This window comes from Streptomyces sp. NPDC001315 (genome assembly GCF_042896175.1).
Lineage (GTDB): Bacteria > Actinomycetota > Actinomycetes > Streptomycetales > Streptomycetaceae > Streptomyces.
Genome location: NZ_JBIAWZ010000005.1, coordinates 186,522 through 210,998, shown reverse-complemented (window position 1 = coordinate 210,998; position 24,477 = coordinate 186,522). Strand labels below are relative to the sequence as shown.

Below are 24,477 nucleotides of genomic sequence, written 5' to 3'. Positions count from 1 at the left end.
GACAGGACCTAGGCCGGGGGCGTGCCCGGGAGCCACTCCCGCAGCTCCTGCCTGAGCGATCGCTGGAAGGTGGTCAGCAGCGCCTGCACGATCAGCGGCTGCATGTGCGCGGACAGCGACTTCACCGCCCGGGCGTCGCGCTCCGAGACCTCGCCGCGCAGCAGCTGGGACAGCTCGTGCGCCGCCGCGCGCGAGTGCTCCAGTAGCACGTTCCTGGCCGCGAGGATCGACTCCTGGGCGAGCGGCACGTCCAGCAGCTCCACACCGAGCCGCAGCAGCCCGAGGTCGACGCGGTAGCCGTCCCCGGCCCGCTCGACGACGTCCATCGCCACCAGCCGGTCCACGTCCTCCTCGTCCAGCGGCCGCCCCGCCCGGCGCCGCAGTTCCTCACGGGACACCGTTTCCACCACGTCCGGCGCCCAGGACGCGACCACCGCCCGGTGCAGGGCGAGGTCGTGCGCGCTCAGGTCCGCGGGCAGCCGGCGCAGATAGCGTTCGATCGCCGCCAGTGTCATGCCCTGGTGCTGCAGCTCCTCGATCAGTGCCAGCCGCGCGAGGTGCTCCCGGCCGTAGTGCCCCACCCGGCGCGGACCGATCACCGGCGGCGGCAGCAGACCCTTGGTGCCGTAGAACCGCACCGTGCGGACCGTGACTCCCGCCCGGGCGGCCAGCTCGTCGATGGTGAGGGTCGGCTCCTCGGCGTCGGTCGTCATGCGCAGCAGTATCGCTGTCTCACCGGTGCTGTGACACCTGGATCGCACCATCGGCCCCGCGCATCGCGCCTTCGGCGACCTGGGCATCGCATGATCGGGGACCGTGCGTCGCACCATGTGACGACCGTGTGAGAAGTGACGCCATGTGACGTGAACCATCGCATGGGGTCCGATCCGTCTGGGAAGGTGCTGGCTCGGCCTGTGCCGCGACACCAACGGCAGGCACGGCCTCTGCCCATACGGAAGCCCGGGCCCGCGATGCCCGGGAGCACCAGAGAGTGGTACCACCCGTGACCAAGGACGCCGTGCACACGGCACAGGTCGCCGCCCACCCCCAGGCGACCGGGACGCCCGCGGACGCGGGCGACGCCGGCTACAGCAAGAACCTCAAGCACCGCCACGTCAACATGATCGCGATCGGCGGCGCGATCGGCACCGGACTTTTCCTGGGCGCAGGCGGCCGCCTCCACAACGCGGGCCCGGCCCTCGCGCTCGCCTACCTCGTCTGCGGCGTCTTCGCCTTCTTCGTCGTGCGCGCCCTCGGCGAGCTGGTCCTGTACCGCCCGTCCTCCGGTTCCTTCGTGTCGTACGCGCGCGAGTTCCTCGGCGAGAAGGGCGCCTACGTCGCCGGCTGGATGTACTTCCTGAACTGGTCGACGACCGGCATCGCCGACATCACCGCGATCGCGCTCTACACGCACTACTGGAGCATGTTCACGAGCATCCCCCAGTGGCTGCTCGCCCTGATCGCGCTGGCGGTGGTCCTGGCCGTCAACCTCATCTCGGTGAAGATCTTCGGCGAGATGGAGTTCTGGTTCGCGATCGTCAAGGTCGCCACGCTCGTCGGCTTCATGCTGATCGGCATCTTCCTGCTGGCCACGCAGCACGACGTGGGCGGCAGCACGCCCGGCCTGCACGTGATCACCGACCACGGAGGGTTCCTCCCCCACGGTGCGATGCCGGTCGTCCTCGTCATGCAGGGCGTGATCTTCGCGTACGCCGCCCTGGAACTGGTCGGCGTCGCCGCCGGTGAGACCGCCGAGCCGGAGAAGGTCGTCCCGCGCGCGGTGAACTCGATCATGTGGCGGGTCGGCCTGTTCTACGTCGGCTCGGTCGTCCTGCTCGCCCTGCTGCTGCCCGGCTCGGTGTACTCGGCCGACCAGAGCCCGTTCGTGACGGTCCTGTCGAAGATCGGCATCCCGGCGGCCGGCGACGTCATGAACCTCGTGGTCCTGACCGCCGCCATGTCGTCGCTGAACTCCGGCCTGTACTCCACCGGCCGCATCCTGCGCTCCATGGCGATGGCGGGCTCCGCGCCGAAGTTCACCGCCCGCATGAACCGCAGCCAGGTCCCCTACGGCGGCATCCTGCTGACCTGCGCGGTGTGCGTGCTCGGCGTCGGCCTGAACTACCTCATGCCGAGCCAGGCCTTCGAGATCGTGCTGAACGTGGCCTCCCTCGGCATCATCAGCACCTGGGTGATCATCATGATCTGCCACCTGGTCTTCGTCCGCCGGGCCAAGGTCGGCCAGGTCGTCCGGCCCTCCTTCCGGCTGCCCGGCAGTCCCGTCACGGAGATCGTCACGATCGCCTTCCTGCTCGCCGTGCTCGGCCTGATGTGGAACGACGCCGAGGTCGGCCGCAAGACGCTCCTGCTCATCCCCGTGATCGCGGTCCTGCTGGTCGGCGGCTGGTTCGCGCTGCGACGCAGGGTCGGCCAGTCCGCGGACCAGGAGCTGACCGAGCTCTCGAAGCACACGAACTAGCTGGTCACGGCCACTGTCAGTGCCTGCGCCCACAATGGCGTCATGTCGGAGATCACGTATGTCCGGGGTGACGCCACCGTGCCGTCGGTCAAGGGCGTCAAGGTGATCGCCCATGTCTGCAACGACATCGGGGGATGGGGAAAGGGCTTCGTCCTGGCCGTGTCCCGCCGCTGGCCCGAGCCGGAGGCGGCGTACCGCGCCTGGCACCGCGCCCGCGCGTCGAACGACTCCGGCCTGGGCGCGGTCCAGCTCGTCCAGGTCGAGCCGTATGTATGGGTGGCCAACATGGTGGGTCAGCGGGGCATGGTCCCCCACGCTCGGCTTCGCTCGCGCGGGGGGACCCCCATAGGCAGCAAGGGCGTCCCCGTGCGCTACGAGGCGATCGACGCCGCGCTGGGCCGCCTCGCCGACCGGGTGATCGAAAGGGGCGCCTCCGTCCACATGCCCCGGATAGGCTGCGGCCTGGCCGGTGGGAAGTGGTCCCGCATCGAGCCGCTCATCGCCGAGCGGCTGGTGAAGCGGGGCATCGAAGTGACGGTGTACGACCATGGGGAGGGGCCGAGTTGAGCCGTGACACCGACGTCCTCGTGCTGGGCGGCGCGGGCGTGGACACGATCGTGTACGTGCCGGAGCTGCCGCTCCCGTACGCCGACAGCTACATGATCGACAGCGGGATCAGGGCCCGCGCCGGACAGACCGGCGACTTCGTCGCCCTCGGTCTGAGCGCCCTCGGCCTGCGCACCCACCACCTCGACCTGCTCGGCGACGACCCCGAGGGCGACCTGGTGCGCGCCCTGCACCGGGAGAAGGGCATCGCCCTCACCGAGATCCCGCAGCCCGCCGGCACCAAGCGCGCCGTCAACCTCGTGAGCCCGGACGGCCGCCGCCTGTCCCTGTACGACACGAGCCGCGGCCACGCCGACGACCGCCTCCCCGAGGCCACGGTCCGGGCCCTGGCCGAGGCGAGCCGCCACGCGCACGTGTCCATCACCCAGCCCTGCGCCCACGCGCTGCCCTTGCTGCGCGAGGCCGGCGTGAGCATCTCCACCGACCTGCACAACTGGGACGGCGAGAACCCCTACCAGGAGCCGTTCGCCTACAGCGCGGACGTCGTCTTCCTGTCCACGACCGCGCTGTCCGACCCCGAGCGGACCATGCGCCGCATCGCCGACCGCGGCCGGGCCGAGGTGGTGGTCGCCACGGCCGGAGCCGAGGGCGCCTATCTGCTGGCCGACGACGAGCTGACCCACATACCGGCGGTCGCGCCCGCGTCGCCGGTGGTGGACTCCAACGGCGCGGGCGACGCCTTCGCGTCCGCGTTCCTCTTCGGCTGGCTGAACCGCGAGGCGCCGCAGCGGTGCGCCCGGTACGGCGCGGTGGCCGGCGCCCACGCCTGCACCGTGCCGGCCACGCAGGCCGACGCGATCGGCCGGGACGAACTCCTCGCCCGGGTCGGCGAGCCGGAGGCGTGGACCACCACACGCTAGGGCGCTGGGCGGCCCGGGGCACCGGCCCCGAGCCGCTCACACCGCGACGATCAGTTCTCGTGCACGTCGTTCGTAGCCGCGATCTTCTTCCATGACCTCGGCTGCACGGGAACCGAGGAGGCCTTCGCCAGGGAGGCCGTCGGCGCAGCCGGCTTCGACGGCTGGAACAACCAGGCGTCGAACAGCGCGGTGAGGGACTTCCCGGACACCCGCTCGGCGTACGCCTGGAAGTCGGCGACCGACGCGTTGCCGTACGCGTGCTCCTGTGGCCAGCCCTTCAGGACGGCGAAGAACGCGTCGTCGCCGATCTCGTTGCGCAGCGCCTGGATCGCCAGCGCGCCCCGGTCGTAGACGGCGATGTCGAACTGGTTGTCCGGGCCGGGGTCACCGGGTTCGACGGTCCAGAAGGCGTCGTCGGCCGGGTGCGAGGCGTACACGTAGTCGGCGAGCTCCTGGGTCGTGCCCTCGCCCTCGTGCTCGGACCACAACCACTGGGCGTAGCGCGCGAAGCCCTCGTTGATCCAGATGTCCTTCCAGCCCTTCAGGGACACGGAGTCGCCGTACCACTGGTGCGCCAGCTCGTGTACGACCACCGAGGTGTTGGAGCCGTTCGCGAACTGCCGTGGGCTGTAGTAGACGCGGGTCTGGGTCTCCAGCGCGAACCCGGTGGTCGTGTTGGGCACGTAGCCGCCCGCGGAGCTGAAGGGATACGGCCCGAAGTAGCCGCTCAGCCAGTCGACGAGCTCGCCGGTGCGCTCCACGCTCGCCCGTGCCGCCCCGTCGTTGTCGCCGAGGTCCTCGCTGTAGGCGTTGACGACGGGGACGCCGCCGTCGGACGTGCCGGTCGTGATGTCGAACCCACCGATGGCCAGGGTGGTCAGATAGGTCGCCTGCGGCTTGTTGGAGCGCCAGTTGTAGCGGGTCCAGCCGAGGCGTGAACTCGTCGACTGGAGCGTGCCGTTGGAGATGGCCCGGGTGCCGTCCGGCACGGCCACGGACACGTCGTAGGTCGCCTTGTCGAGCGGGTGGTCGTTGCTCGGGAACCACCACCAGGCCGACTCGGGCTCGTCGGCCGCGACGGCGCCGTCCGGGGTGCGGTGCCAGGTGGAGAAGCCGTACGCGCTCTTCGTGGACGGCACTCCGCTGTAGCGGACGACGACCGTGACCGGCGTGCCCTTGGCGAGCGGGGACTTCGGGGTGACCACCAGCTCGTGCTGCCCGGAGGTCGCGAACGTCGCCTTGGCGCCGTTGACGCGCACCTCGCTCACGTCGAGCAGGAAGTCCAGGTCGAAGCGCGACAGGTCCTGTGTGGTCTTCGCCAGGATCGTCGCCGTACCCTCCAGCTCGTCCGTGGCCGGCTGGTACGTCAGCCGGATGTCGTAGTGGGAGACGTCGTATCCGCCGTTGCCGTAGGCCGGGTAGTAGGGGTCGCCGATGCCCGGTGCGCCGGGGGAGTGGCTCGCGGCGGATGCCGGGATCGCCAGCAACACGGAAGCCGCAGCGAGTGCGCCCGGCGCGATGATTCTGCGGTGCACGAAAGCTCCAAGTCGTAGGGGCACGAAGTCTGTTCGGAGCCTATTGAGTACCTGTGCCCCCACGCGTGTCGACGCTCCCCGCTGTCACACGATCGCCATTCGGCCGTCACGAGCCGAACGGTCCCACCACTCTGCCCCGTCCCAAGGGCGTCCGGTTGCCGTCTTCTGCACGGGAGTTGACCGATGTACCGTCCGCGCATGCCAAAACGCATGCGCTTCACGACCTGGAGAACGCTCGCGACAGCGGCCGTCGCCGCCCTCATGGCCGCCTTCCTCACTCCGGCGGCGGCCCACGGCGCCCCGCGGGAGAGCAGGCCCGTCTACTCCTACGCCGACGCCGTCCGTGAGGCCGTCTGGGTGGACACCGGTCTCGACGGCGACGGCGACGGGAAGACCGACCGCGTCGCCGCCGACATCGTCCGGCCCCGCGAAGCGGCCGAGCAGGGCCGCAAGGTGCCCGTCATCATGGACGCCAGCCCCTACTACTCCTGCTGCGGCCGCGGCAACGAGAGCCAGAAGAAGACGTACGACGCCGCCGGCAACGTGGTCCAGATGCCGCTGTTCTACGACAACTACTTCGTGCCCCGCGGCTACGCCTTCGTCGGCGTCGACCTCGCCGGCACCAACCGCTCCGACGGCTGCGTCGACGTCGGCGGCCGCTCCGACATCCAGTCCGCGAAGGCCGTGATCGACTGGCTGAACGGCCGGGCGAGGGCGTACACCACCCGCACCGGCACGACCAAGGTGCGGGCGAGCTGGACGGACGGCAGCACGGGCATGATCGGCAAGAGCTGGGACGGCACCATCGCCAACGGCGTCGCCGCCACCGGTGTCAAGGGCCTGAAGACCATCGTCCCGATCAGCGCCATCTCCTCCTGGTACGACTACTACTTCGCCAAGGGCGCCCCGCTCTACGACTCCGGCCCCGACTGGCTCTCCGACTACGTCGACAGCCCCGACGCCCGCACCAAGTGCGCCGCCGTGCAGCAGAAACTCGTCGACGAGGCCCCGCGCACCGGCGACTGGACCGGCCTGTGGACCGAGCGCGACTACGTCAAGGACGCGAGCAAGGTGAAGGCTAGCGTCTTCCTCGTCCACGGCCTCCAGGACCTCAACGTCCGCACCAAGAACTTCGGCCAGTGGTGGGACGCCCTCGCCGACGAGGGCGTCGAGCGCAAGATCTGGCTGTCCCGGACCGGCCACGTCGACCCCTTCGACTTCCGCCGCACCGCCTGGGTCGACACCCTGCACCGCTGGTTCGACCACGAACTCCTCGGCTACGACAACGGCATCGACCGCGAGCCCATGGCCGACATCGAAGGCCACCCCGACCAGTGGGCCACCTCGACGGTCTGGCCCCCGCGCGGCACCCTGGCGACGACCCTGCGCCCCGCGAACGGCTCCGAGGCGGGCGTCGGTACCCTCGGCCTGAGCAAGAGCACCGGCACCGAGACCTTCACCGACAACCCGCGGCTCAGCGAAACCGACTGGGCCGCGCAGATCGACACCGCCACGCCGGACAAGGCGGGCTTCGTGACCGGTCCCCTCACCGGCGACCTGCGCCTGTCCGGTTCCTCCGAGGTCACCGTCACCGCGACCCCGACGACCGCGACGGCCCACCTCTCCGCCGTCCTGGTCGACCTCGGCCCAGACACCATCCGCGACTACGCGGCGAGCGGCGAGGGCATCACCACCCTCACCGACCGCACCTGCTGGGGCGTGAGCAGCACCGGCGACAGCGCCTGCTTCAAGGAGACCCAGGCGAAGACCGCCGCCGTCGACTACACGGTCCTCAGCCGCGGCTGGGCCGATCTCGGCAACTACGCCTCCGACCTGAAGGGCGTCCCGCTCACCCCGGGCAAGGCGTACACGATCACCCTGGACCTGGCCGCCACCGACCACGTCGTGCCCAAGGGACACCGCCTGGCGCTGATCGTGGCGGGCACGGACAAGGACCTCATCGACCCGCCCTCCACCACCCCGACCCTCACCCTGGACCTGTCCCGCACCTCGGCCCGGGTCCCGCTGGTCGGCGGCGCGGCCGCCTTCGCGCACGCCACGGCCGGATCGGCGGCCGAAGCGGTCGACGCCGGAACCCTGGACGGCGTACGGGCACCGCTGAACGCCCACCGGATCCCGTAGACGCTCCTCCCGTGAGTGCTCAGATCCCGTAGGCGCTCGGATCCCGTGAACGCTCAGGAGGAGGCGGCCAGCGCGGCCGCCTCCTCCGCGCATCCCCAGGCCACCGTCACGCCCGCGCCACCATGGCCGTAGTGGTGCACCAACGCCCGTCCGTCCGGCAGGGGTTCACGCTCCAGCCGTACGGTCTCGCGCGCGGGCCGCAGGCCCACCCGGTGCCCCAGGATCCGCGCCCCGGCGATCTCCGGCCGCAGCGCCGCACACCGCCGTACGATCGCCTCCGCCACCGCCGGATCGGGCTCCGCGGACCAGACGTCGTCCTCCGCGGTGCCGCCCAGGAGCAGCCGGCCCGGCTGCGGAAAGAAGTACGCCATCTCGCCCGCGGCGTTCGTGGCGACGAGCCAGGTGCGGATCCCGGGGTTCTCCACGACGACCAACTGCCCCCGCACGGGCCGTACCGAGGGGTCCGGCACCAGGCCGCGGGCGCCCAGCCCCGTGCAGTTGACGACGACCGGGGCTTCCGCTTCCGCCAGGTCGGACACCGTACGCTCCTCGACCGAGCCGCCCGCCTTCACCAACCGCTCCCGCAGCCACGGCAGATGCGCCGCCATGTCGATCAGCGGCAGCCGCGCCCACACTCCCGTCCCGGCGTACTCGTCCGCCGTCGCCGCACGCAGGCCCGGCAGCCGGGCGGACGCCCAGCCGGCCACCTCGTCGAGGTCCGTCTCGCCCAGCACCCCTTCGACCAGGCGTACGCCGGTCGTCTCGGGCCGCTCGGCCAGCTCCTCGTACACGTCCAGGGACCGCAGTGCCCACGCCCGCGCCGACGCGACGGGCTTGATGTGGTATGGCCACCACAGCGCGCCGGCGACGGCCGAGGTGGTCCGCTCGACGGGATCCCGCGTCCACACCCGCACCCGCCGGCCGCGTTCGGCCAGCACGACGGCCGTCGTCAGCCCGATCACCCCGCCGCCGATCACGATCACATCGTCACTCGATCCACGTGCCACGCGGGGACGTTAGCGGAATCTGTCATGCCGTGCTCAGAACGCCGCGACTCTGGGAATACTCACAGCATGTCTGCCGAGTACGTGACCTTCGGACTGGCCCCGGCGATGCGCGCCGGTGCGGTGCTCGCCGACGGTGGCTACCAGATCCACCGGGACTTCCTGGACTTCGTCGTGGACGGACGCCCCTTGCTGTACCAGCTCTCCGACCTCGACGCCGTCTCCCCGCTCGCCTCCGACGTCCCGCCCGCGATCTTCACCGAGCAGGTGCGCAACCTCCTCCTGGAGGCACAGGCGCCACTGCCCGGCGGACGGTACGTCATCTACGGCTGCCCCGAGTGCGCCGACCTCGCCTGCGGCGCGGTCACCGCCGTCATCGACAGACACGGCGACGACTACGTCTGGCGGGACTTCGCCTGGCAGACGGAGCAGGACGTCGACCTGGAGCTCAACGGCTACCACGGCATCGGCCCCTTCCGCTTCCACGGCCGCGAGTACCGAGCCGCTCTGCACTCCCTGTTGAACGGCCACGACCACGCGAGCCGCCGCCGGGTGCTGCTGATCGGCGCCCGCGTCGCCGTCCTGGCCAAGCTCGCCGCCGCCCTGCGCACCATCGGCATCGGCGCCGACATCACCCGCGACGCACACGACGTCCCCGCCGACGAGCTGCGCGCCTACGGCGCCGTCGCCTTCGGCGCCACGGTGGGCGCGGCGGAACGCGCCGCCGTGCGCGGCTCCTTCGAGCGCGCCGGACTCGACGTCGCCTATGTCGAGGGCCTCGCCCCGATCGTCCCGCTGCTCGTCGCCCAGATCGAACACGCCCTGGACCGCAGCCCCGCGGGTCAGCGCCGCCTCACCCGGCTGGTCGCCGCCGACGGAGAGGCGGGCGTCGAGGTCACCTCGTCCTGCCGGGTCCGACTGACCACGTACCGCCTCGACCGTCTCTCCCGCGCCCACACGCACGAGGTCTTCGACGGCGTCCTGGAACCCGGCCGGCACCGCATCGCCCTCGACGCGAAGGCGGTCAGGGGCGCGTCCTTCGTCGTGGCCAGGACGTCGGGAAGCGTGCTGGTGGAGGCGATGCCCCGCTGACCGGTCCGCCATCCGGCCGCCAGGCCCTGTCGTAGGATCGACGACCTGATGACTGCCACCCTCGTCGCCAAGAACCTCGCCGCCGGACACGGCGACCGCTCCCTCTTCACCGGGCTCGACCTCGTCGTCGCGCCCGGTGACGTGATCGGTCTCGTCGGTGCCAACGGCGCCGGCAAGTCCACGCTGCTGCGCCTGCTCGCCGGACTGAGCACACCGGAGCAGGGTGAGCTCAGGCTCTCCCCGCCGACGGCGACCGTCGGCCATCTCCCGCAGGAGCCGGAGCGGCGGCCCGGCGAGAGCGTGCGGGAGTTCCTCGCCCGCCGCACCGGGGTCGCCGCGGCCCAGCTGGCGATGGACGAGGCCACCCAGGGGCTGGTCGACGGCGCCCCGGGCGCCGACGACGCCTACGCGACGAGCCTGGAACGCTGGCTCGGCCTGGGCGGAGCCGACCTGGACGAGCGGGCCGAGGAGGTCGCCGACTCGCTCGGCCTCGGCGTCGGCCTGGAGCAGCCGATGACATCCCTGTCCGGCGGCCAGGCCGCCCGCGCGGGCCTGGCCTCCCTCCTCCTCTCCCGCTACGACGTCTTCCTGCTCGACGAGCCCACCAACGACCTCGACCTCGACGGCCTGGAGCGCCTCGAACGCTTCGTGACCGGCCTGCGCGCCGGCACCGTCGTCGTCAGCCACGACCGCGAGTTCCTCACCCGCACCGTCACCAAGGTCCTCGAACTCGACCTCGCCCAGCAGCAGATCAACCTCTACGGCGGCGGCTACGCGGCCTACCTGGAGGAGCGGGACGTGGCCCGCAGGCACGCCCGCGAGGACTACGAGGAGTACGCCGACAAGAGGGCCGCCCTCCAGGACCGCGCCCAGATGCAGCGCTCCTGGATGGACAAGGGCGTCAAGAACGCCCGGCGCAAGGCGAACAACGACAACGACAAGATCGGCCGCAAGTTCCGCAGCGAGGCCAGCGAGAAGCAGGCCGCGAAGGCCCGGCAGACCCAGCGCATGATCGAACGGCTCGAGACCGTCGACGAACCGCGCAAGGAGTGGGACCTGCGCATGGAGATCGCCGCGGCACCGCGCTCGGGCGCGGTCGTGGCGACCCTGCGGGACGCCGAGGTACGGCGCGGCGACTTCACGTTCGGCCCGGTGTCCCTCCAGATCGACTGGGCGGACCGGGTCGCGGTCACCGGCGCGAACGGCGCCGGCAAGTCGACCCTGCTCGGCGCGCTCCTCGGCCGCGTCCCGCTGGACGCGGGCCATGCCGCCCTCGGCTCCGGCGTCCTGGTCGGCGAGGTCGACCAGGCCCGCCTGCTGTTCCACGGCTCCGAGTCCCTGCTGGACGCGTTCTGCGCGGCGGTCCCCGACACCGAACCGGTCGAGGTCCGCACCCTGCTGGCCAAGTTCGGCCTGAAGTCGGACCACGTGCTGCGCCAGGCGTCGACCCTGTCACCCGGCGAACGCACCCGCGCGGCGCTGGCCCTGCTCCAGGGCAGGGGCGTCAACCTCCTCGTCCTCGACGAGCCGACCAACCACCTCGACCTGCCGGCCATCGAGCAACTGGAGTCGGCCCTCGACGCCTACGAGGGCACGCTCCTGCTGGTCACCCACGACCGCCGCATGCTGGACGCGGTCCACGTGACACGCCGCCTGGAGGTGGCGGACGGCAAGGTGACGGAACGCTGACCTCCCTGCCGCTGTCCGGTGTGACGGGCCCGGCCCCGTACGACGTCGGGGGTCGGGCCCGTCGGTTCAGCTCCTGCCCTTCTTCTGGTCCAGCAGCCCCGCCCGGCGCAGCGCGTCGGCCATCGCGCTGTTGGCCGGGGCGGGTGCCTGACGGGCACCGCCGCTCCCACCACGCCCCTGCCGCTGCTGGCCCTGCCCCTGCTGGCCCTGTCCCTGCCGCTGTTGCTGCCGCTGCTGAGGCGGACGCCCGCCCCGCTGTTGACGGCCCCCACCGGAGGTCCGCTCGGCGTCCTGCGGCGCCGCCTCGTCGTCCAGCCGCAGCGTCAGTGAGATGCGCTTGCGCGGAATGTCCACGTCGAGGACCTTCACCTTGACGATGTCGCCGGGCTTCACGACGTCCCGCGGGTCCTTGACGAACGTCTTCGACAGCGCGGAGACGTGCGCCAGACCGTCCTGATGGACGCCGACGTCGATGAACGCCCCGAAGGCCGCCACGTTCGTCACGACGCCCTCCAGGATCATCCCGGAGGAGAGGTCGGAGATCTTCTCGACGCCCTCCTTGAAGGTGGCCGTCTTGAAGGCGGGCCGCGGGTCGCGCCCCGGCTTCTCCAGCTCCTTGAGGATGTCGGTCACCGTCGGCAGACCGAACGTCTCGTCCACGAAGTCGTTCGGCTTCAGCGACCGCAGCACGGAGGTGTTGCCGACGAGCGAGGCCACCTCCTGCCCCGAGGTCTTCACCATGCGCCGCACCACCGGATACGCCTCCGGGTGCACGCTGGACGCGTCCAGCGGGTCGTCTCCGCCCCGGATCCGCAGGAAGCCCGCGCACTGCTCGTAGGCCTTGGGACCGAGCCGGGCCACGCCCTTCAGCTGGGAACGGGACTTGAACGGGCCGTTCGCATCCCGGTGGGCCACGATGTTCTCGGCCAGCCCGGAGGAGATGCCGGACACGCGCGAGAGCAGCGGGGCGGATGCCGTGTTCACGTCCACGCCGACGCCGTTCACACAGTCCTCGACCACCGCGTCCAGCGAACGCGACAGCTTCACCTCGGACAGGTCGTGCTGGTACTGGCCGACACCGATCGACTTCGGGTCGATCTTCACCAGCTCGGCCAGCGGGTCCTGGAGCCGGCGCGCGATGGAGACCGCGCCGCGCAGCGACACGTCCATGTCGGGCAGCTCCTGCGAGGCGAAGGCGGAGGCCGAGTACACGGACGCGCCCGCCTCGGACACCATCACCTTGGTGAGCTTCAACTCGGGATGCCTGGTGATGAGTTCACCGGCGAGTTTGTCGGTCTCGCGGGACGCCGTGCCGTTGCCGATGGCGATCAGCTCGACCGCGTGCTCCTCGGCGAGCCGCGCGAGCTTGGCGACGGCCTCGTCCCACTTGTTGGCCGGGACGTGCGGGTAGATGACGTCGGTCGCCACCACCTTGCCGGTCGCGTCGACCACGGCCACCTTCACGCCCGTACGGAAACCGGGGTCCAGGCCCAGCGTCGCGCGTGTGCCCGCCGGGGCGGCCAGCAGCAGGTCCCGCAGGTTCGCCGCGAAGACGTTGACCGCCTCGTCCTCGGCGGCCGTACGCAGCCGCAGCCTCAGGTCGATGCCGAGGTGGACGAGAAGGCGGGTGCGCCACGCCCAGCGGACCGTGTCCGTCAGCCACTTGTCGCCGGGGCGCCCGCGCTCGGCGATCCCGAAGCGGTGCGCGACGATGCCCTCGTACGACGAAGGACCCTCCGTCGGCTCCTCCGGCTCCAGGACGAGGTCGAGGACCTCCTCCTTCTCACCACGCAGCATCGCCAGGACGCGGTGCGAGGGCAGCTCGGTGAACGGCTCGGCGAAGTCGAAGTAGTCGGCGAACTTGGCGCCCGCCTCCTCCTTGCCCTCCCGGACCTTGGCGGCGAGGCGGCCGCGTACCCACATGCGCTCGCGCAGCTCGCCGATGAGGTCGGCGTCCTCCGAGAACCGCTCGGTGAGGATCGCGCGGGCGCCGTCCAGCGCGGCCTGCGGATCGGCCACGCCCTTGTCGGCGTCGACGAACGCGGCGGCCGCGGCAAGGGGCGCCACGGTCGGGTCGCCGAGCAGCCCCTCGGCGAGCGGCTCGAGGCCCGCCTCGCGCGCGATCTGCGCCTTGGTGCGCCGCTTGGGCTTGTACGGCAGGTAGATGTCCTCCAGGCGTGCCTTGGTCTCGGCACCCCGGATCTGCGCCTGAAGTTCCTCGGTGAGCTTGCCCTGCTCGCGCACCGACTCCAGGATCGCCGTCCGCCGCTCCTCCAGCTCCCGCAGATAGCGCAGCCGCTCCTCGATCGTGCGCAGCTGCGCATCGTCGAGCATCTCGGTCGCTTCCTTGCGGTAGCGGGCGACGAAGGGCACCGTCGAACCGCCGTCGAGCAGCTCCACGGCAGCCTTGACCTGCCGCTCCCGTACGCCGAGCTCCTCGGCGATCCTGCCTTCGATGGACCCTACGAGGGGTGTCGTCACGATCCCGTACCGCCTTCTCCACTGAGGTTGCGCGGCAATTGTGGCAGGTGGCACCGACAACGGGGGCTCAGGGCGGGGTGACGGAGCGGCGCTGCGTCGAATCCTCCCTGGCAGGACGCCGGCACGTCGATGGCAGGAAAGGCGGGGAACCCGTCGTTGCGGCCGTCCTCCGGCCCGCCAGGAATCGACCGCACGGCGCAGCGAACCTCGCGCGCCGAACGCCTCGTCTCCGTCTGCACCCGGGCGATCCTGCTCGCCGCGGCGGGCCTGCTGGACGGCCACCGTGCGACGCCCCACTGGGCCTACTGCGGCAAGCTCGCCCGCGACCACCCGGCGATCGAGGTCGACCCCACCCAAGGATCGGCCCGGACTCGTCCGCGCTCGTTACCGCTTCCACCTTTCGGGGCCGCGCGACGACCCAGGATCCTCAAGAGGTCCAGAGACGCTGTCCAACTGGGGACCGAACACGACCCGCAGCCGCCCTACGACGCGGGCTCCCCCGAGAAGGCACCCGAGCACATCGTCGCCGAGCTGCGCGCGCGGAGCCGCTTCATCCTGACGTGGTCCAGGTGAAGCGCGGCTGCCTGCGCTCCAGGAACGCGGCGACGCCCTCCGCGGTGTCGTCGCTTTCGCGCGCCCGCTGCGCCCAATGCGCGTCGCGGTCGGTGCGTCCGTTCGCGAACTCCTTCGCCGCGGCCTGGGTCAGCTGTGAGCGCGACGACAGGATGCGGGTGAACTCCGCGACCCGCTTGCCGAGTTCGCCCACGGGCAGCACCTCGTCGACCAGACCCGTGCGCAGCGCCCGCTCCGCGTCGATCAACTCGCCGGAGAACAGCAGGTACTTGGTGGCGGCCGGACCGACCAGCGACGCCAGTCTCCTGGTGGAGGAGGCGGGATAGACGATCCCCAGCTTCGCCGGCGTCACCCCGAACAGCGCGCCCTCCTCCGCGAACCGCAGATCGCAGGCCGCCGCCAGCTGCGAGCCCCCACCCACACAGTGCCCCCGCACCGCGGCCAGCGTCGGCTTCGGGAAGGCGGCCAGCGCCTCCTCGGCGAGCACGGCCAGCCGCTGCGCCTCCTCGGGCGAGCCCTGGAGGGTGGAGATGTCGGCCCCCGCGCAGAACGTGCCCCCTTCCCCGGTCAGCACCAGGGCCCGTACGCCGGGATCGGCGGCCATGGCGTCCAGCAGCGGGGGCAGCGCCCGCCACATCGCGGCCGTCATGGCGTTGCGCTTGGCCGGATGGTGGATGACGACGGTGGCGACCGAATCGGTGACGCTGTGCAGCAGCTGGGGCTCCATGCGGCGGATGCTAGCCGCAGGCGTGGAACGCGTGATCCATCAGGGTGGTCGGTGCCGCCACCAAACCCGTACAACCCGAATAGTTCGCGAAGTCGGCGCGACCAGGACAGATTCGGTCTCGCAACCGACGATGTCGTACGCCAACGGCCAGAGGTGCTCGATAATCGCTGACTTCTGGCCAGTTCTCCGGCACGGAGCGGTGCGTTACCAACACTCGACGTGTGGTGACAATCGAGCGCAAGGGTGGCGACCGGACGATGGAGAACCACGGGCGCGGGACCGGCCCACGCCCAGGAGGCGCACCGGAAGGCGCGACAGACCAGCCCCTCGAACCGAGAGTGCCGGATCCGCTGCCGTACGAGGGTGTCTGGCGGTTCACCGCCCCCGCCGTCGACGCCTCGGTCCCGCAGGCGCGGCACGCCGTGCGGGACCTGCTGTACCGCCAGGGCGTACCGGTCTCCGACGACCTGGTCCAGGGCCTGCTGCTGATCGTCTCGGAGCTGGTGACCAACGCCGTCAAGCACGCGGCGCTGCTGTCGCCGATGCTCGCCGTGGAGGTGGCCGTCGGAGCCGAGTGGGTGCGGGTGTCGGTGGAGGACAACCACCCCTACCGCCCGACGGCCCTGGAGGCCGACCACGGCCAGGTCGGCGGCCGCGGACTGCTCCTGGTCCGCGAGATCACCCGCGAGGCGGGCGGAGTGTGCGACGTCGAGCACACGTCGAGCGGCGGCAAGGTGATCTGGGCCGCCCTGCCGCTCAAACCCGTCCGGCTGATCTGACCGCGGGGCTCACCAGCCGGCCGACGGTCCCGTCAGTTCCCTGACCGCGGGCCTGGCCGCGTCCAGCACGGTCATGAACCAGGCGGAGAACGGGTCCTTCGCATGCCGTTCCGCCAGCTCGGCCGGGGTCACGAAGACCGTGTCGCCGACCTCCTCCGGGTCCGGCCGCAGCGGGGACTGCACCAGGCCGACGAACAGGTGGTTGTACTCCTGCTCGACCAGGCCCGACTCCGGGTCCGGGTGGTTGTAGCGGACCGTGCCCGCCTCCGCGAGCAGTGTCGGCGAGACACCGAGCTCCTCGTACGTCCGTCGAGCGGCCGCCGCGAAGGGCGCCTCACCGGGGTACGGGTGGCCGCAGCAGGTGTTGGACCACACACCGGGGGAGTGGTACTTGCCCAGCGCCCGCTGCTGGAGCAGCAGCCGCCCGTGCTCGTCGAAGAGGAACACGGAGAAGGCGCGGTGCAGCTGTCCCGGCGGCTGATGGGCGGCGAGCTTCTCCGCGGTGCCGATCGTCACACCGTTCTCGTCGACCAGTTCCAGCAAAATCGCGTCCGCGGTGCCGTTCGACGAGCTGTGCGTCGCGGCGGCAGGTGTGATCGGCATACCCATCCTTAGCATCGGTCCTCGCGCCCCCAAGTCTGCCGTACGAATCCGGCACTCCCGGCACTTCGCGGCACGACCGCATGTCCCGCGAAGGGGGCGGGGGTGCGTCCGGCACCGGTCGGACACCGGGAGACGGGGCCCGATAAGTGATCGTGCCCGGCGGGGTGGCCGGGGAACCGTCCGGGCCGGGGCCGCGCGAACGTCGGGTTGTGGACTCAAGGACGCGAGCGCGCGCCGGACCGCTGCGTTCCGGCGGCGGCCGGTCTCAGTGGCACAACCGTGCCTCGTGCTCCGCGTGCCCGCCCGGCTCCAGCTGGAAGGTGCAGTGCGCCACGTCGAAGTGGTCGCCCAGGCAGCCCTGGAGCTCGTGGAGCATCTTCTCGTGGCCGATCGCGCTCAGGACGTCGGAGTGCACCACGACGTGCGCGGACAGCACCGGCATACCGGACGTGATCGTCCAGGCGTGCAGGTCGTGGACGTCCTCGACACCCTCCAGCGCGAGAAGGTGAGCCCGCACGTCCGCCATGTCGACGTCCTTCGGCGCCGCCTCCAGCAGCACGTCGAGGGTCTCGCGCAGCAGCTTCACCGTGCGCGGCACGATCATCAGGCCGATCACGAGCGAGGCGATCGGGTCGGCCGCCTGCCGGCCCGTGGTGAGGATCACCACCGCCGAGACGATCACCGCCACGGAACCCAGCGCGTCCGCCGCCACCTCCAGGAACGCGCCGCGCACGTTCAGACTGTCCTTCTGGCCGCGCATCAGCAGCGTCAGCGAGATCATGTTGGCGACCAGGCCGATCAGACCGAACACGATCATCAGCCCGCCCTCGGTGTCGGCGGGCGTGAGGAAGCGCTGGACCGCCTCGTACAGGACATAGCCGCCGACGCCGAGCAGCAGCAGGCAGTTGGCGAGCGCGGCGAGGATCTCGGCGCGGGCGTACCCGAAGGTGCGGCGGGCGCTCGGCGGCCGGTTCGCCACGTGGATGGCCACCAGGGCCATGCCCAGGCCCAGTGCGTCCGTCGCCATGTGCGCCGCGTCCGCGACCAGCGCCAGGGAGTCCGCGAGCACCCCGCCGACGATCTCCACCACCATGACGCCGAGCGTGATCGACAGGGCGACGAGCAGCCGTCCCCGGTACGCGGCGGCCGCCGTGCCGGTGACCGCTTCGCCGTGTCCGTGCGCGTGCCCGTGATCGTGCCCAGCCCCCATGGGAAACGCCTCCTGTGATCGTCCCGGGACCACAGTGAACTACGGGTGGGGGGTATCGGGCAACGCGGCACTGAACACCGTTGTCATGTGCCCTGACCTGCGTAAACGAAGCGCAGGTCAGGGTCTGTGGGGCCTCAGTGGCCGTGGTGCAGCAGCCAGCCCTGCCAAGCCGACTCGACCATCTCGCGCGCTCCACGCCGGGCCGTCCAGCCCAGCTCCTGGGCGGCCCGGGTGGCTGAGGCGACCGCGCGCGGGGCGTCCCCGGGGCGCCGCGCCTCGACGAGGGCCGGCCGGGTGTCGCCGCTGACCTCGCCGATGAGCGTGACCAGCTCGCGCACCGAGACGCCCTCGCCCCGGCCGATGTTCACCGTCAGATCGCCCGCCGCGCCGGGCGCGGACAGCCGGCGGGCGGCCGCCAGGTGGGCCTCCGCCAGATCGGCGACGTGGATGTAGTCACGGACGCAGGTGCCGTCGGGTGTCGGATAGTCGTCGCCGAAGATCCGCGGGGCCTCGCCCCGGGTGAGCCGGTCGAACACCATGGGGACGATGTTGAAGACACCGGTGTCGGCCAGCTCCGGCGCCGCCGCGCCCGCCACGTTGAAGTAGCGCAGGCACGCCGTCGCGATGCCGTGCGCCCGGCCCGCCGCCCGCACCAGCCACTCCCCGGCCAGCTTGGTCTCGCCGTAGGGGTTCACCGGAGCGCACGGAGTGTCCTCCGTGATGAGGTCCACATCCGGGTTTCCGTAGACGGCCGCGGACGACGAGAACAGGAACCGTCCGATCCCGGCCCCGGCGACCGCCTCCAGCAGCGTGGCGAGACCGCCCACGTTCTCCTGGTAGTAGCGGGTCGGCTGGGCGACGGACTCGGCCACCTGCTTGCGGGCCGCGAGATGCACCACACCGGTCACCGCGTGTTCGGCGAAGACCCGCTTCAGCAGGTCGCCGTCGCGCGCGGAGCCCTCGACGAGCGGGATGCCCGCCGGAAGCCGCGTGGGCACCCCCGCGGAGAGGTCGTCCAGCGCCACGACGTGCTCTCCGGCCTCGGCCATGGCCCGTGCCACATGCGCCCCGATGTATCCGGCTCCGCCGGTGATCAGCCATGTCATGGTCGTCCACCCTATGCCGGACGGCGCGGCGCTCGCGATGTCCCCGATGCCCGGTCTGCGGGCGCGGGTTTGTGGGCCGGGCCGCCCATCACCCATGATGATCTCGGCAAAGGCAGGCAAAGGCCGGGGCAGACCGCGTCGATCGGACCGTGAACGGGCGGTGAACACGGCCTTCCCGGCATCCGATAGCCTCTGCCGACATGCCGCCCGCCTGGTGCAGCCAAGGGGCGCCCCCATCGCGCACATGACCGACGCGGACGCGTCGGCACCCAGGGAGTGAGTTCGGTTGTCGACCGCCATCCTCACCGGCCAGCCGGTCCCCGGATCGTCGATCGAGACCGATCTGCGGTCACTGGGCTTCGACGTCCGGGTCGCCTCCGACGCCGCCGACGCGGAGACCCTCCTCGCCCAGGTTCCGGGTGAGCAGCGGGTCGCCGTCGTCGACGCCCGCTTCGTGGGCCATGTCCACGCGCTGCGTCTGGGCCTCACCGACCCCCGCTTCCCGCTCGCCGCGGTGCCGGGCGCCGTGACCGCCCAGCCCGCGGGCCGCCAGGCCCTGACCCGCGCCGTGGCCCGGGAGAACTCCGCGAGCGGCGGTACGGCGCGTGGGGGTGCCCCCGCGCGAGCGCAGTCGAGCGTGGAGGACGTCGACAGCCTCGCCGACCGCATCGTCACCGCCCTGGACGCCGACGGCGCCGACGTCCGCCGCCCCGAGCTCGGCAGCCTCGTCGCCGCGGTCCCCGCCGACCCGCAGGCCCGCAACGAGGCACGGCAGGCCGTCGCCGCGGTCGACGAGGAGGCCGTACGCCTGAAGTCGGCCGTGAAGGCCCGCGACGGCTTCTTCACCACGTACTTCATCAGCCCGTACTCGCGCTACATCGCCCGCTGGTGCGCCCGCCGTGGCCTCACCCCGAACCAGGTCACCACCGCCTCACTGCTCACCGCGCTGATCGCCGCGGGGTGCGCGGCCACCGGCACCCGGGGCGGCTTCGTCGCGGCCGGCGTCCTGCTGATCGCCTCCTTCGTGCTGGACTGCACCGACGGCCAGCTCGCCCGCTACTCCCTGCAGTACTCGACGCTCGGCGCCTGGCTGGACGCGACCTTCGACCGGGCCAAGGAGTACGCCTACTACGCCGGCCTCGCCCTGGGCGCGGCCCGCGGCGGCGACGACGTCTGGGCCCTCGCCCTGGGCGCGATGGTCCTGCAGACCTGCCGGCATGTCGTCGACTTCTCCTTCAACGAGGCGAACCACGACGCCGACGCCAACACCAGCCCCACCGCCGCTCTCTCCGACAAGCTGGACAGCGTCGGCTGGACGGTCTGGGTGCGGCGGATGATAGTGCTGCCCATCGGCGAACGATGGGCGATGATCGCCGTCCTCACGGCGGCCACCACCCCGCGCATCACCTTCTACGCCCTGCTCATAGGCTGCGCCTTCGCCGCCACGTACACCACGGCGGGCCGTCTGCTGCGGTCGGTCACGCGCAAGGCGCGGCGCACCGACCGGGCGGCGCAGGCGCTGACCGACCTCGCCGACAGCGGGCCCCTGGCCGAGTTGCTCGTGCGCGTCCTGCCGTCCGGCATACGCATTCCGGCCCCCCTCCCCGCCCTCGTCGGCGGCGTCCTGCTGGCGCTCGCGGCCTGGCTCGACGGGCCGGGCCTCTCGCTCGTCGTGGCCGCCGTCGTGTACGTCCTGCTGTCCGCCGACGCCGTCGCCCGCCCCCTCAAGGGCGCCCTCGACTGGCTGGTCCCCCCGTTCTTCCGCGCCGCCGAGTACGGCACCGTCCTGATCCTCGCCGCGCAGGCGGACGTGAACGGGGCGCTACCGGCGGCTTTCGGGCTGGTAGCCGCCGTCGCCTACCATCACTACGACACGGTGTACCGCATCCGCGGCAACGCCGGAGCGCCGTCAGCCTGGCTGGTGCGCGCCATCGGGGGGCAGGAGGGGCGGACGCTGCTCGTCGCCGTACTGGCCACGCTGCTCACCGCCACGCAGTTCAAGGTCGCGCTCACGGTGCTCGCCGTGCTCGTCGCCCTCGTGGTGCTCGTCGAGAGCATCCGCTTCTGGGTGTCCTCCGGGGCCCCCGCCGTACACGATGAAGGAGAACCCGCATGATCGGCCTCGTGCTGGCGGCCGGCGCCGGACGGCGTCTGCGCCCCTACACCGACAGCCTGCCGAAGGCGCTGGTGCCGGTGGGGCCCGCGGGCATAGAGGGCGAACCCACGGTCCTGGACCTGACGCTCGGCAACTTCGCCGAGATCGGTCTGACCGAGGTCGCGATCATCGTCGGCTACCGCAAGGAGGCCGTGTACGAGCGCAAGGCGGCCCTGGAGCAGAAGTACGGCCTGAAGCTCACCCTCATCGACAACGACAAGGCCGAGGAGTGGAACAACGCCTACTCCCTGTGGTGCGGCCGTGACGCCCTCAAGGACGGCGTGATCCTCGCCAACGGCGACACCGTGCACCCGGTCTCCGTGGAGAAGACGCTGCTTGCCGCCCGCGGCGACGGCAAGAAGATCATCCTCGCCCTGGACACCGTGAAGTCGCTGGCCGACGAGGAGATGAAGGTCGTCGTCGACCCCGAGAAGGGCATGACGAAGATCACCAAGCTGATGGACCCCGCCGAGGCCACCGGCGAGTACATCGGCGTCACCCTCATCGAGGGCGACGCCGCTCCCGAGCTGGCCGACGCGCTGAAGACCGTGTGGGAGACCGACCCGCAGCAGTTCTACGAGCACGGTTACCAGGAGCTCGTGAACCGCGGCTTCCGGATCGACGTGGCGCCGATCGGCGACGTCAAGTGGGTCGAGATCGACAACCACGACGATCTGGCCAAGGGGCGGGAGATCGCGTGCCAGTACTGACGAGGCTCATCCCCTCGCCGGTCGTCGTGGACATCCGCCCGGGTGCCCTCGACGACCTGGGCTCCGTGCTCGCCGACGAACGCGTCTCGCACTCCGGCAAGCTCGCCGTCGCGGTCAGCAACGGTTCGGGAGCGAGGCTGCGCGAGCGCATCGCGCCCTCGCTGCCCGGCGCCACCTGGTACGAGGTCGGCGGCGGCACCCTCGACGACGCGATCCGGCTGGCCGGCGACATGAAGGCCGGTCACTACGACGCCGTCGTCGGCCTCGGCGGCGGCAAGATCATCGACTGTGCCAAGTTCGCCGCGGCGCGCGTCGGCCTCCCGTTGGTCGCGGTGCCCACGAACCTCGCGCACGACGGCCTGTGCTCGCCGGTCGCCACCCTCGACAACGACGCGGGCCGCGGCTCCTACGGTGTGCCGAACCCGATCGCGGTCGTCATCGACCTCGACGTCATCCGTGAGGCCCCGGCCCGCTTCGTCCGGGCCGGTATCGGTGACGCCGTGTCCAACATCTCGGCGATCGCGGACTGGGAGCTCGCCAACCGCGTCAAGGGTGAGAAGATCGACGGCCTCGCCGCCGCCATGGCCCGTCAGGCGGGCGAGGCGGTGCTCCGGCACCCGGGCGGCATCGGCGACAACGGCTTTCTCCAGGTGCTGGCCGAGGCGCTGGTCCTCAGCGGCATCGCGATGTCGGTGTCGGGCGACTCCCGCCCGTCCTCCGGCGCGTGCCACGAGATCAACCACGCCTTCGACCTGCTGTTCCCCAGGCGGGCGGCCGCCCACGGCGAGCAGTGCGGACTGGGCGCGGCCTTCGCGATGTACCTGCGCGGCTCCCACGAGGAGTCGGCCTACATGGCCGAGGTGCTGCGTCGGCACGGGCTGCCGGTGCTCCCGGAGGAGATCGGCTTCACCACGGACGAGTTCGTCCGGGCCGTCGAATTCGCTCCGGAGACCCGGCCCGGCCGCTACACGATCCTCGAACACCTCGACCTCAAGACCGAACAGATCAAGGACATCTACGCCGACTATGTCAAGGCCATCGGTAGCTGAACTCCGCCCGGTCGTCCATCCCGAAGGGGTGAAGGACCGGCGCAGCGGTGAGCACTGGATGGGACGCCTCTACATGCGTGAGGTGTCCCTGCGGGTCGACCGCTACCTGGTGAACACCAGGGTCACGCCCAACCAGCTCACGTACCTGATGACCGTTTTCGGCGTCCTCGCGGCCCCGGCCCTGCTGGTGCCGGGGATCACGGGCGCCGTGCTCGGCGTGGTGTGTGTCCAGCTGTACCTGCTGCTGGACTGCGTCGACGGCGAGATCGCGCGCTGGAAGAAGCAGTTCTCGCTCGGTGGGGTCTACCTGGACCGGGTCGGTGCCTATCTGACCGACGCCGCGGTGCTCGTCGGCTTCGGCCTGCGCGCCGCCGATCTGTGGGGCTCCGGGCGGATCGACTGGCTCTGGGCGTTCCTCGGCACCCTGGCCGCCCTCGGCGCGATCCTGATCAAGGCCGAGACCGACCTCGTGGGCGTCGCCCGCCACCAGGGCGGGCTGCCGCCCGTCAAGGAGGCGGCGTCCGAGCCGCGCTCGTCCGGCATGGCACTGGCCCGCCGGGCCGCCGCCGCGCTGAAGTTCCACCGGCTGGTGCTCGGCATCGAGGCGTCGCTGCTGATCCTGGTCCTGGCGATCGTGGACCAGGTCCGCGGCGACCTGTTCTTCTCCCGGCTGGGCGTCGCGGTGCTGGCCGGCATCGCGCTGCTGCAGACCGTGCTGCACCTCGTGTCCATCCTCGCCTCCAGCAGGCTGAAGTGAGCGGCATGAAGGTCGGCGCGGTCATCATCACCATGGGCAACCGCCCCGACGAACTCAGGGCCCTGATCGACTCGGTCGCCAAGCAGGACGGTGACCGCGTCGAGGTGGTCGTCGTCGGCAACGGCTCACCCGTACCGGACGTCCCTGAGGGCGTGCGCACGGTGGAGCTGCCCGAGAACCTCGGCATCCCCGGCGGTCGCAACGTCGGCATCGAGGCCTTCGGCCCCAGTGGCTGTGACGTCGACATACTGCTGTTCCTCGACGACGACGGCCTCCTCGCCCAGCACGACACCGCCGAGCTGTGCCGGCAGGCCTTCGAGGCCGACCCGGAGCTCGGCATCATCAGCTTCCGCATCGCGGACCCGGAGACCGGGCTCACCCAGCGCCGTCACGTGCCGCGACTGCGCGCCGCCGACCCGATGCGCTCCTCCCGGGTCACCACCTTCCTCGGCGGCGCCAACGCCGTCCGTACGAAGGTCTTCGCCGAAGCCGGCGGGCTCCCGGACGAGTTCTTCTACGCCCATGAGGAAACCGACCTGGCATGGCGGGCCCTCGACGCGGGCTGGATGATCGACTACCGGTCGGACATGGTGCTGTACCACCCGACGACCGCGCCCTCGCGGCACGCGGTCTACCACCGCATGGTCGCCCGCAACCGCGTCTGGCTGGCCCGCCGCAACCTGCCCGCGCCCCTGGTCCCGGTCTACCTCGGCGTGTGGCTGCTGCTGACGCTGCTGCGCCGCCCCTCGCGGTCGGCCCTGAAGGCCTGGTTCGGCGGATTCAGAGAGGGCTGGGCCACATCCTGCGGACCCCGCCGGCCCATGAAGTGGCGTACGGTGTGGCGGCTGACCCGACTGGGCCGGCCCCCGGTCATCTGACAAGCTCGTTCCTGAGAGCAT

Annotated in this window: 21 protein-coding genes; 13 read left to right on the top strand and 8 right to left on the bottom strand. The window is 71.4% G+C overall.

Features of this window, described 5'->3' with window-relative positions:
* Window positions 1-8 precede the first annotated feature (8 nt).
* Complete coding sequence (locus ACFY16_RS17035) at window positions 9-713, bottom strand: MerR family transcriptional regulator (RefSeq protein WP_390647912.1); 705 nt, start codon at window positions 711-713, stop codon at window positions 9-11.
* A 290-nt stretch (window positions 714-1,003) separates the two neighbouring features.
* Here ACFY16_RS17035 and ACFY16_RS17030 point away from each other — a divergent pair, with 290 nt between their 5' ends.
* Genes ACFY16_RS17030 through ACFY16_RS17020 form a run of 3 tightly spaced genes read left to right on the top strand, consistent with a single transcriptional unit; the run spans window position 1,004 to window position 3,966 of the window.
* Window positions 1,004-2,479 carry an amino acid permease gene (locus ACFY16_RS17030; protein ID WP_390647911.1) on the top strand — a complete coding sequence of 492 codons (1,476 nt, stop codon included), beginning with the start codon at window positions 1,004-1,006 and terminating at the stop codon, window positions 2,477-2,479.
* Window positions 2,480-2,521: 42 nt separating this feature from the next.
* Window positions 2,522-3,046, top strand: coding sequence for a macro domain-containing protein (locus tag ACFY16_RS17025; RefSeq protein ID WP_390647910.1), 525 nt, complete (start codon window positions 2,522-2,524; stop codon window positions 3,044-3,046).
* Window positions 3,043-3,966 carry an adenosine kinase gene (locus ACFY16_RS17020; protein ID WP_390647909.1) on the top strand — a complete coding sequence of 308 codons (924 nt, stop codon included), beginning with the start codon at window positions 3,043-3,045 and terminating at the stop codon, window positions 3,964-3,966. The genes ACFY16_RS17025 and ACFY16_RS17020 overlap by 4 nt, the downstream gene beginning before the upstream one ends.
* 50 nt (window positions 3,967-4,016) lie before the next feature.
* Here ACFY16_RS17020 and ACFY16_RS17015 read toward each other — a convergent pair whose 3' ends face one another.
* Window positions 4,017-5,501, bottom strand: coding sequence for a M1 family metallopeptidase (locus tag ACFY16_RS17015; protein WP_390647908.1), 1,485 nt, complete (start codon window positions 5,499-5,501; stop codon window positions 4,017-4,019).
* A gap of 198 nt (window positions 5,502-5,699) precedes the next feature.
* Here ACFY16_RS17015 and ACFY16_RS17010 point away from each other — a divergent pair, with 198 nt between their 5' ends.
* The gene (locus ACFY16_RS17010) at window positions 5,700-7,643 is read left to right on the top strand and encodes a Xaa-Pro dipeptidyl-peptidase (protein WP_390647907.1); all 1,944 of its coding nucleotides are present in this window, start codon (window positions 5,700-5,702) and stop codon (window positions 7,641-7,643) included.
* Between the two features lie 53 nt (window positions 7,644-7,696).
* Here the strand turns inward: ACFY16_RS17010 and ACFY16_RS17005 are convergent, their stop codons facing one another.
* Window positions 7,697-8,650, bottom strand: coding sequence for an FAD-dependent oxidoreductase (locus tag ACFY16_RS17005; protein ID WP_390647906.1), 954 nt, complete (start codon window positions 8,648-8,650; stop codon window positions 7,697-7,699).
* Window positions 8,651-8,716: 66 nt separating this feature from the next.
* Between ACFY16_RS17005 and ACFY16_RS17000 the strand changes: the two genes are divergently transcribed.
* Both ACFY16_RS17000 and ACFY16_RS16995 read left to right on the top strand, forming a co-directional pair.
* Window positions 8,717-9,739, top strand: a complete 1,023-nt coding sequence (locus ACFY16_RS17000) for an oxidoreductase (protein ID WP_390647905.1) — start codon at window positions 8,717-8,719, stop codon at window positions 9,737-9,739.
* Window positions 9,740-9,787: 48 nt separating this feature from the next.
* Entirely contained in the window at window positions 9,788-11,428 is a 1,641-nt protein-coding gene (locus tag ACFY16_RS16995) for an ABC-F family ATP-binding cassette domain-containing protein (RefSeq protein WP_390647904.1), read from the top strand.
* 66 nt (window positions 11,429-11,494) lie between these two features.
* Here the strand turns inward: ACFY16_RS16995 and ACFY16_RS16990 are convergent, their stop codons facing one another.
* Window positions 11,495-13,909 (bottom strand): Tex family protein, encoded by a 2,415-nt coding sequence (locus tag ACFY16_RS16990; RefSeq protein WP_390647903.1) that lies wholly within the window; start codon window positions 13,907-13,909, stop codon window positions 11,495-11,497.
* A gap of 129 nt (window positions 13,910-14,038) precedes the next feature.
* Here ACFY16_RS16990 and ACFY16_RS16985 point away from each other — a divergent pair, with 129 nt between their 5' ends.
* Window positions 14,039-14,482, top strand: a complete 444-nt coding sequence (locus ACFY16_RS16985) for a hypothetical protein (protein WP_390647902.1) — start codon at window positions 14,039-14,041, stop codon at window positions 14,480-14,482.
* On the opposite strand, the gene ACFY16_RS16980 is transcribed toward ACFY16_RS16985, so the two are convergent.
* Window positions 14,460-15,209 carry an enoyl-CoA hydratase/isomerase family protein gene (locus ACFY16_RS16980; protein ID WP_390647901.1) on the bottom strand — a complete coding sequence of 250 codons (750 nt, stop codon included), beginning with the start codon at window positions 15,207-15,209 and terminating at the stop codon, window positions 14,460-14,462. The two genes, ACFY16_RS16985 and ACFY16_RS16980, sit on opposite strands and share 23 nt — an antisense overlap.
* Before the next feature lie 257 nt (window positions 15,210-15,466).
* Here ACFY16_RS16980 and ACFY16_RS16975 point away from each other — a divergent pair, with 257 nt between their 5' ends.
* On the top strand, window positions 15,467-15,988 hold the full coding sequence (locus ACFY16_RS16975) for an ATP-binding protein (RefSeq protein ID WP_390648188.1): 522 nt from the start codon (window positions 15,467-15,469) through the stop codon (window positions 15,986-15,988).
* 9 nt (window positions 15,989-15,997) lie between these two features.
* On the opposite strand, the gene idi is transcribed toward ACFY16_RS16975, so the two are convergent.
* The 3 genes from idi to galE all read right to left on the bottom strand — a co-directional run bounded on the left by idi (window position 15,998) and on the right by galE (window position 18,907).
* Complete coding sequence (idi, locus tag ACFY16_RS16970) at window positions 15,998-16,591, bottom strand: isopentenyl-diphosphate Delta-isomerase (protein WP_390647900.1); 594 nt, start codon at window positions 16,589-16,591, stop codon at window positions 15,998-16,000.
* Between the two features lie 265 nt (window positions 16,592-16,856).
* Window positions 16,857-17,801 (bottom strand): cation diffusion facilitator family transporter, encoded by a 945-nt coding sequence (locus ACFY16_RS16965; protein WP_390647899.1) that lies wholly within the window; start codon window positions 17,799-17,801, stop codon window positions 16,857-16,859.
* 134 nt (window positions 17,802-17,935) lie between these two features.
* Window positions 17,936-18,907 carry a UDP-glucose 4-epimerase GalE gene (galE, locus tag ACFY16_RS16960; protein ID WP_390647898.1) on the bottom strand — a complete coding sequence of 324 codons (972 nt, stop codon included), beginning with the start codon at window positions 18,905-18,907 and terminating at the stop codon, window positions 17,936-17,938.
* A 286-nt stretch (window positions 18,908-19,193) separates the two neighbouring features.
* Here galE and ACFY16_RS16955 point away from each other — a divergent pair, with 286 nt between their 5' ends.
* Genes ACFY16_RS16955 through ACFY16_RS16935 form a run of 5 tightly spaced genes read left to right on the top strand, consistent with a single transcriptional unit; the run spans window position 19,194 to window position 24,456 of the window.
* On the top strand, window positions 19,194-21,023 hold the full coding sequence (locus ACFY16_RS16955; RefSeq protein WP_390647897.1) for a DUF5941 domain-containing protein: 1,830 nt from the start codon (window positions 19,194-19,196) through the stop codon (window positions 21,021-21,023).
* A complete protein-coding gene (locus ACFY16_RS16950; protein ID WP_390647896.1) occupies window positions 21,020-21,772 on the top strand; it encodes a sugar phosphate nucleotidyltransferase in 753 nt (250 codons plus the stop codon). Before ACFY16_RS16955 ends, ACFY16_RS16950 begins: the two co-directional genes overlap by 4 nt.
* Window positions 21,760-22,821 (top strand): iron-containing alcohol dehydrogenase family protein, encoded by a 1,062-nt coding sequence (locus ACFY16_RS16945; protein ID WP_390647895.1) that lies wholly within the window; start codon window positions 21,760-21,762, stop codon window positions 22,819-22,821. The genes ACFY16_RS16950 and ACFY16_RS16945 overlap by 13 nt, the downstream gene beginning before the upstream one ends.
* Window positions 22,799-23,578: a CDP-alcohol phosphatidyltransferase family protein gene (locus ACFY16_RS16940; protein ID WP_390647894.1), complete on the top strand. Its 780-nt coding sequence runs from the start codon at window positions 22,799-22,801 to the stop codon at window positions 23,576-23,578. Before ACFY16_RS16945 ends, ACFY16_RS16940 begins: the two co-directional genes overlap by 23 nt.
* Window positions 23,579-23,583: 5 nt before the next feature.
* Entirely contained in the window at window positions 23,584-24,456 is an 873-nt protein-coding gene (locus ACFY16_RS16935) for a glycosyltransferase family 2 protein (protein WP_390648187.1), read from the top strand.
* Window positions 24,457-24,477: the final 21 nt, after the last annotated feature.

Excerpts from the sequence above, each read along its gene's own strand:
- ACFY16_RS17035 (WP_390647912.1), bottom strand. The coding sequence starts at position 713 with ATGACGACCGACGCCGAGGAGCCGACCCTCACCATCGACGAGCTGGCC.
- ACFY16_RS17025 (WP_390647910.1), top strand. The coding sequence starts at position 2,522 with ATGTCGGAGATCACGTATGTCCGGGGTGACGCCACCGTGCCGTCGGTC.
- ACFY16_RS17010 (WP_390647907.1), top strand. The coding sequence starts at position 5,700 with ATGCCAAAACGCATGCGCTTCACGACCTGGAGAACGCTCGCGACAGCG.
- ACFY16_RS17000 (WP_390647905.1), top strand. The coding sequence starts at position 8,717 with ATGTCTGCCGAGTACGTGACCTTCGGACTGGCCCCGGCGATGCGCGCC.
- ACFY16_RS16995 (WP_390647904.1), top strand. The coding sequence starts at position 9,788 with ATGACTGCCACCCTCGTCGCCAAGAACCTCGCCGCCGGACACGGCGAC.
- ACFY16_RS16985 (WP_390647902.1), top strand. The coding sequence starts at position 14,039 with ATGGCAGGAAAGGCGGGGAACCCGTCGTTGCGGCCGTCCTCCGGCCCG.
- ACFY16_RS16980 (WP_390647901.1), bottom strand. The coding sequence starts at position 15,209 with ATGGAGCCCCAGCTGCTGCACAGCGTCACCGATTCGGTCGCCACCGTC.
- ACFY16_RS16975 (WP_390648188.1), top strand. The coding sequence starts at position 15,467 with ATGGAGAACCACGGGCGCGGGACCGGCCCACGCCCAGGAGGCGCACCG.
- idi (WP_390647900.1), bottom strand. The coding sequence starts at position 16,591 with ATGCCGATCACACCTGCCGCCGCGACGCACAGCTCGTCGAACGGCACC.
- ACFY16_RS16965 (WP_390647899.1), bottom strand. The coding sequence starts at position 17,801 with ATGGGGGCTGGGCACGATCACGGGCACGCGCACGGACACGGCGAAGCG.
- galE (WP_390647898.1), bottom strand. The coding sequence starts at position 18,907 with ATGACATGGCTGATCACCGGCGGAGCCGGATACATCGGGGCGCATGTG.
- ACFY16_RS16950 (WP_390647896.1), top strand. The coding sequence starts at position 21,020 with ATGATCGGCCTCGTGCTGGCGGCCGGCGCCGGACGGCGTCTGCGCCCC.
- ACFY16_RS16940 (WP_390647894.1), top strand. The coding sequence starts at position 22,799 with ATGTCAAGGCCATCGGTAGCTGAACTCCGCCCGGTCGTCCATCCCGAA.
- ACFY16_RS16935 (WP_390648187.1), top strand. The coding sequence starts at position 23,584 with ATGAAGGTCGGCGCGGTCATCATCACCATGGGCAACCGCCCCGACGAA.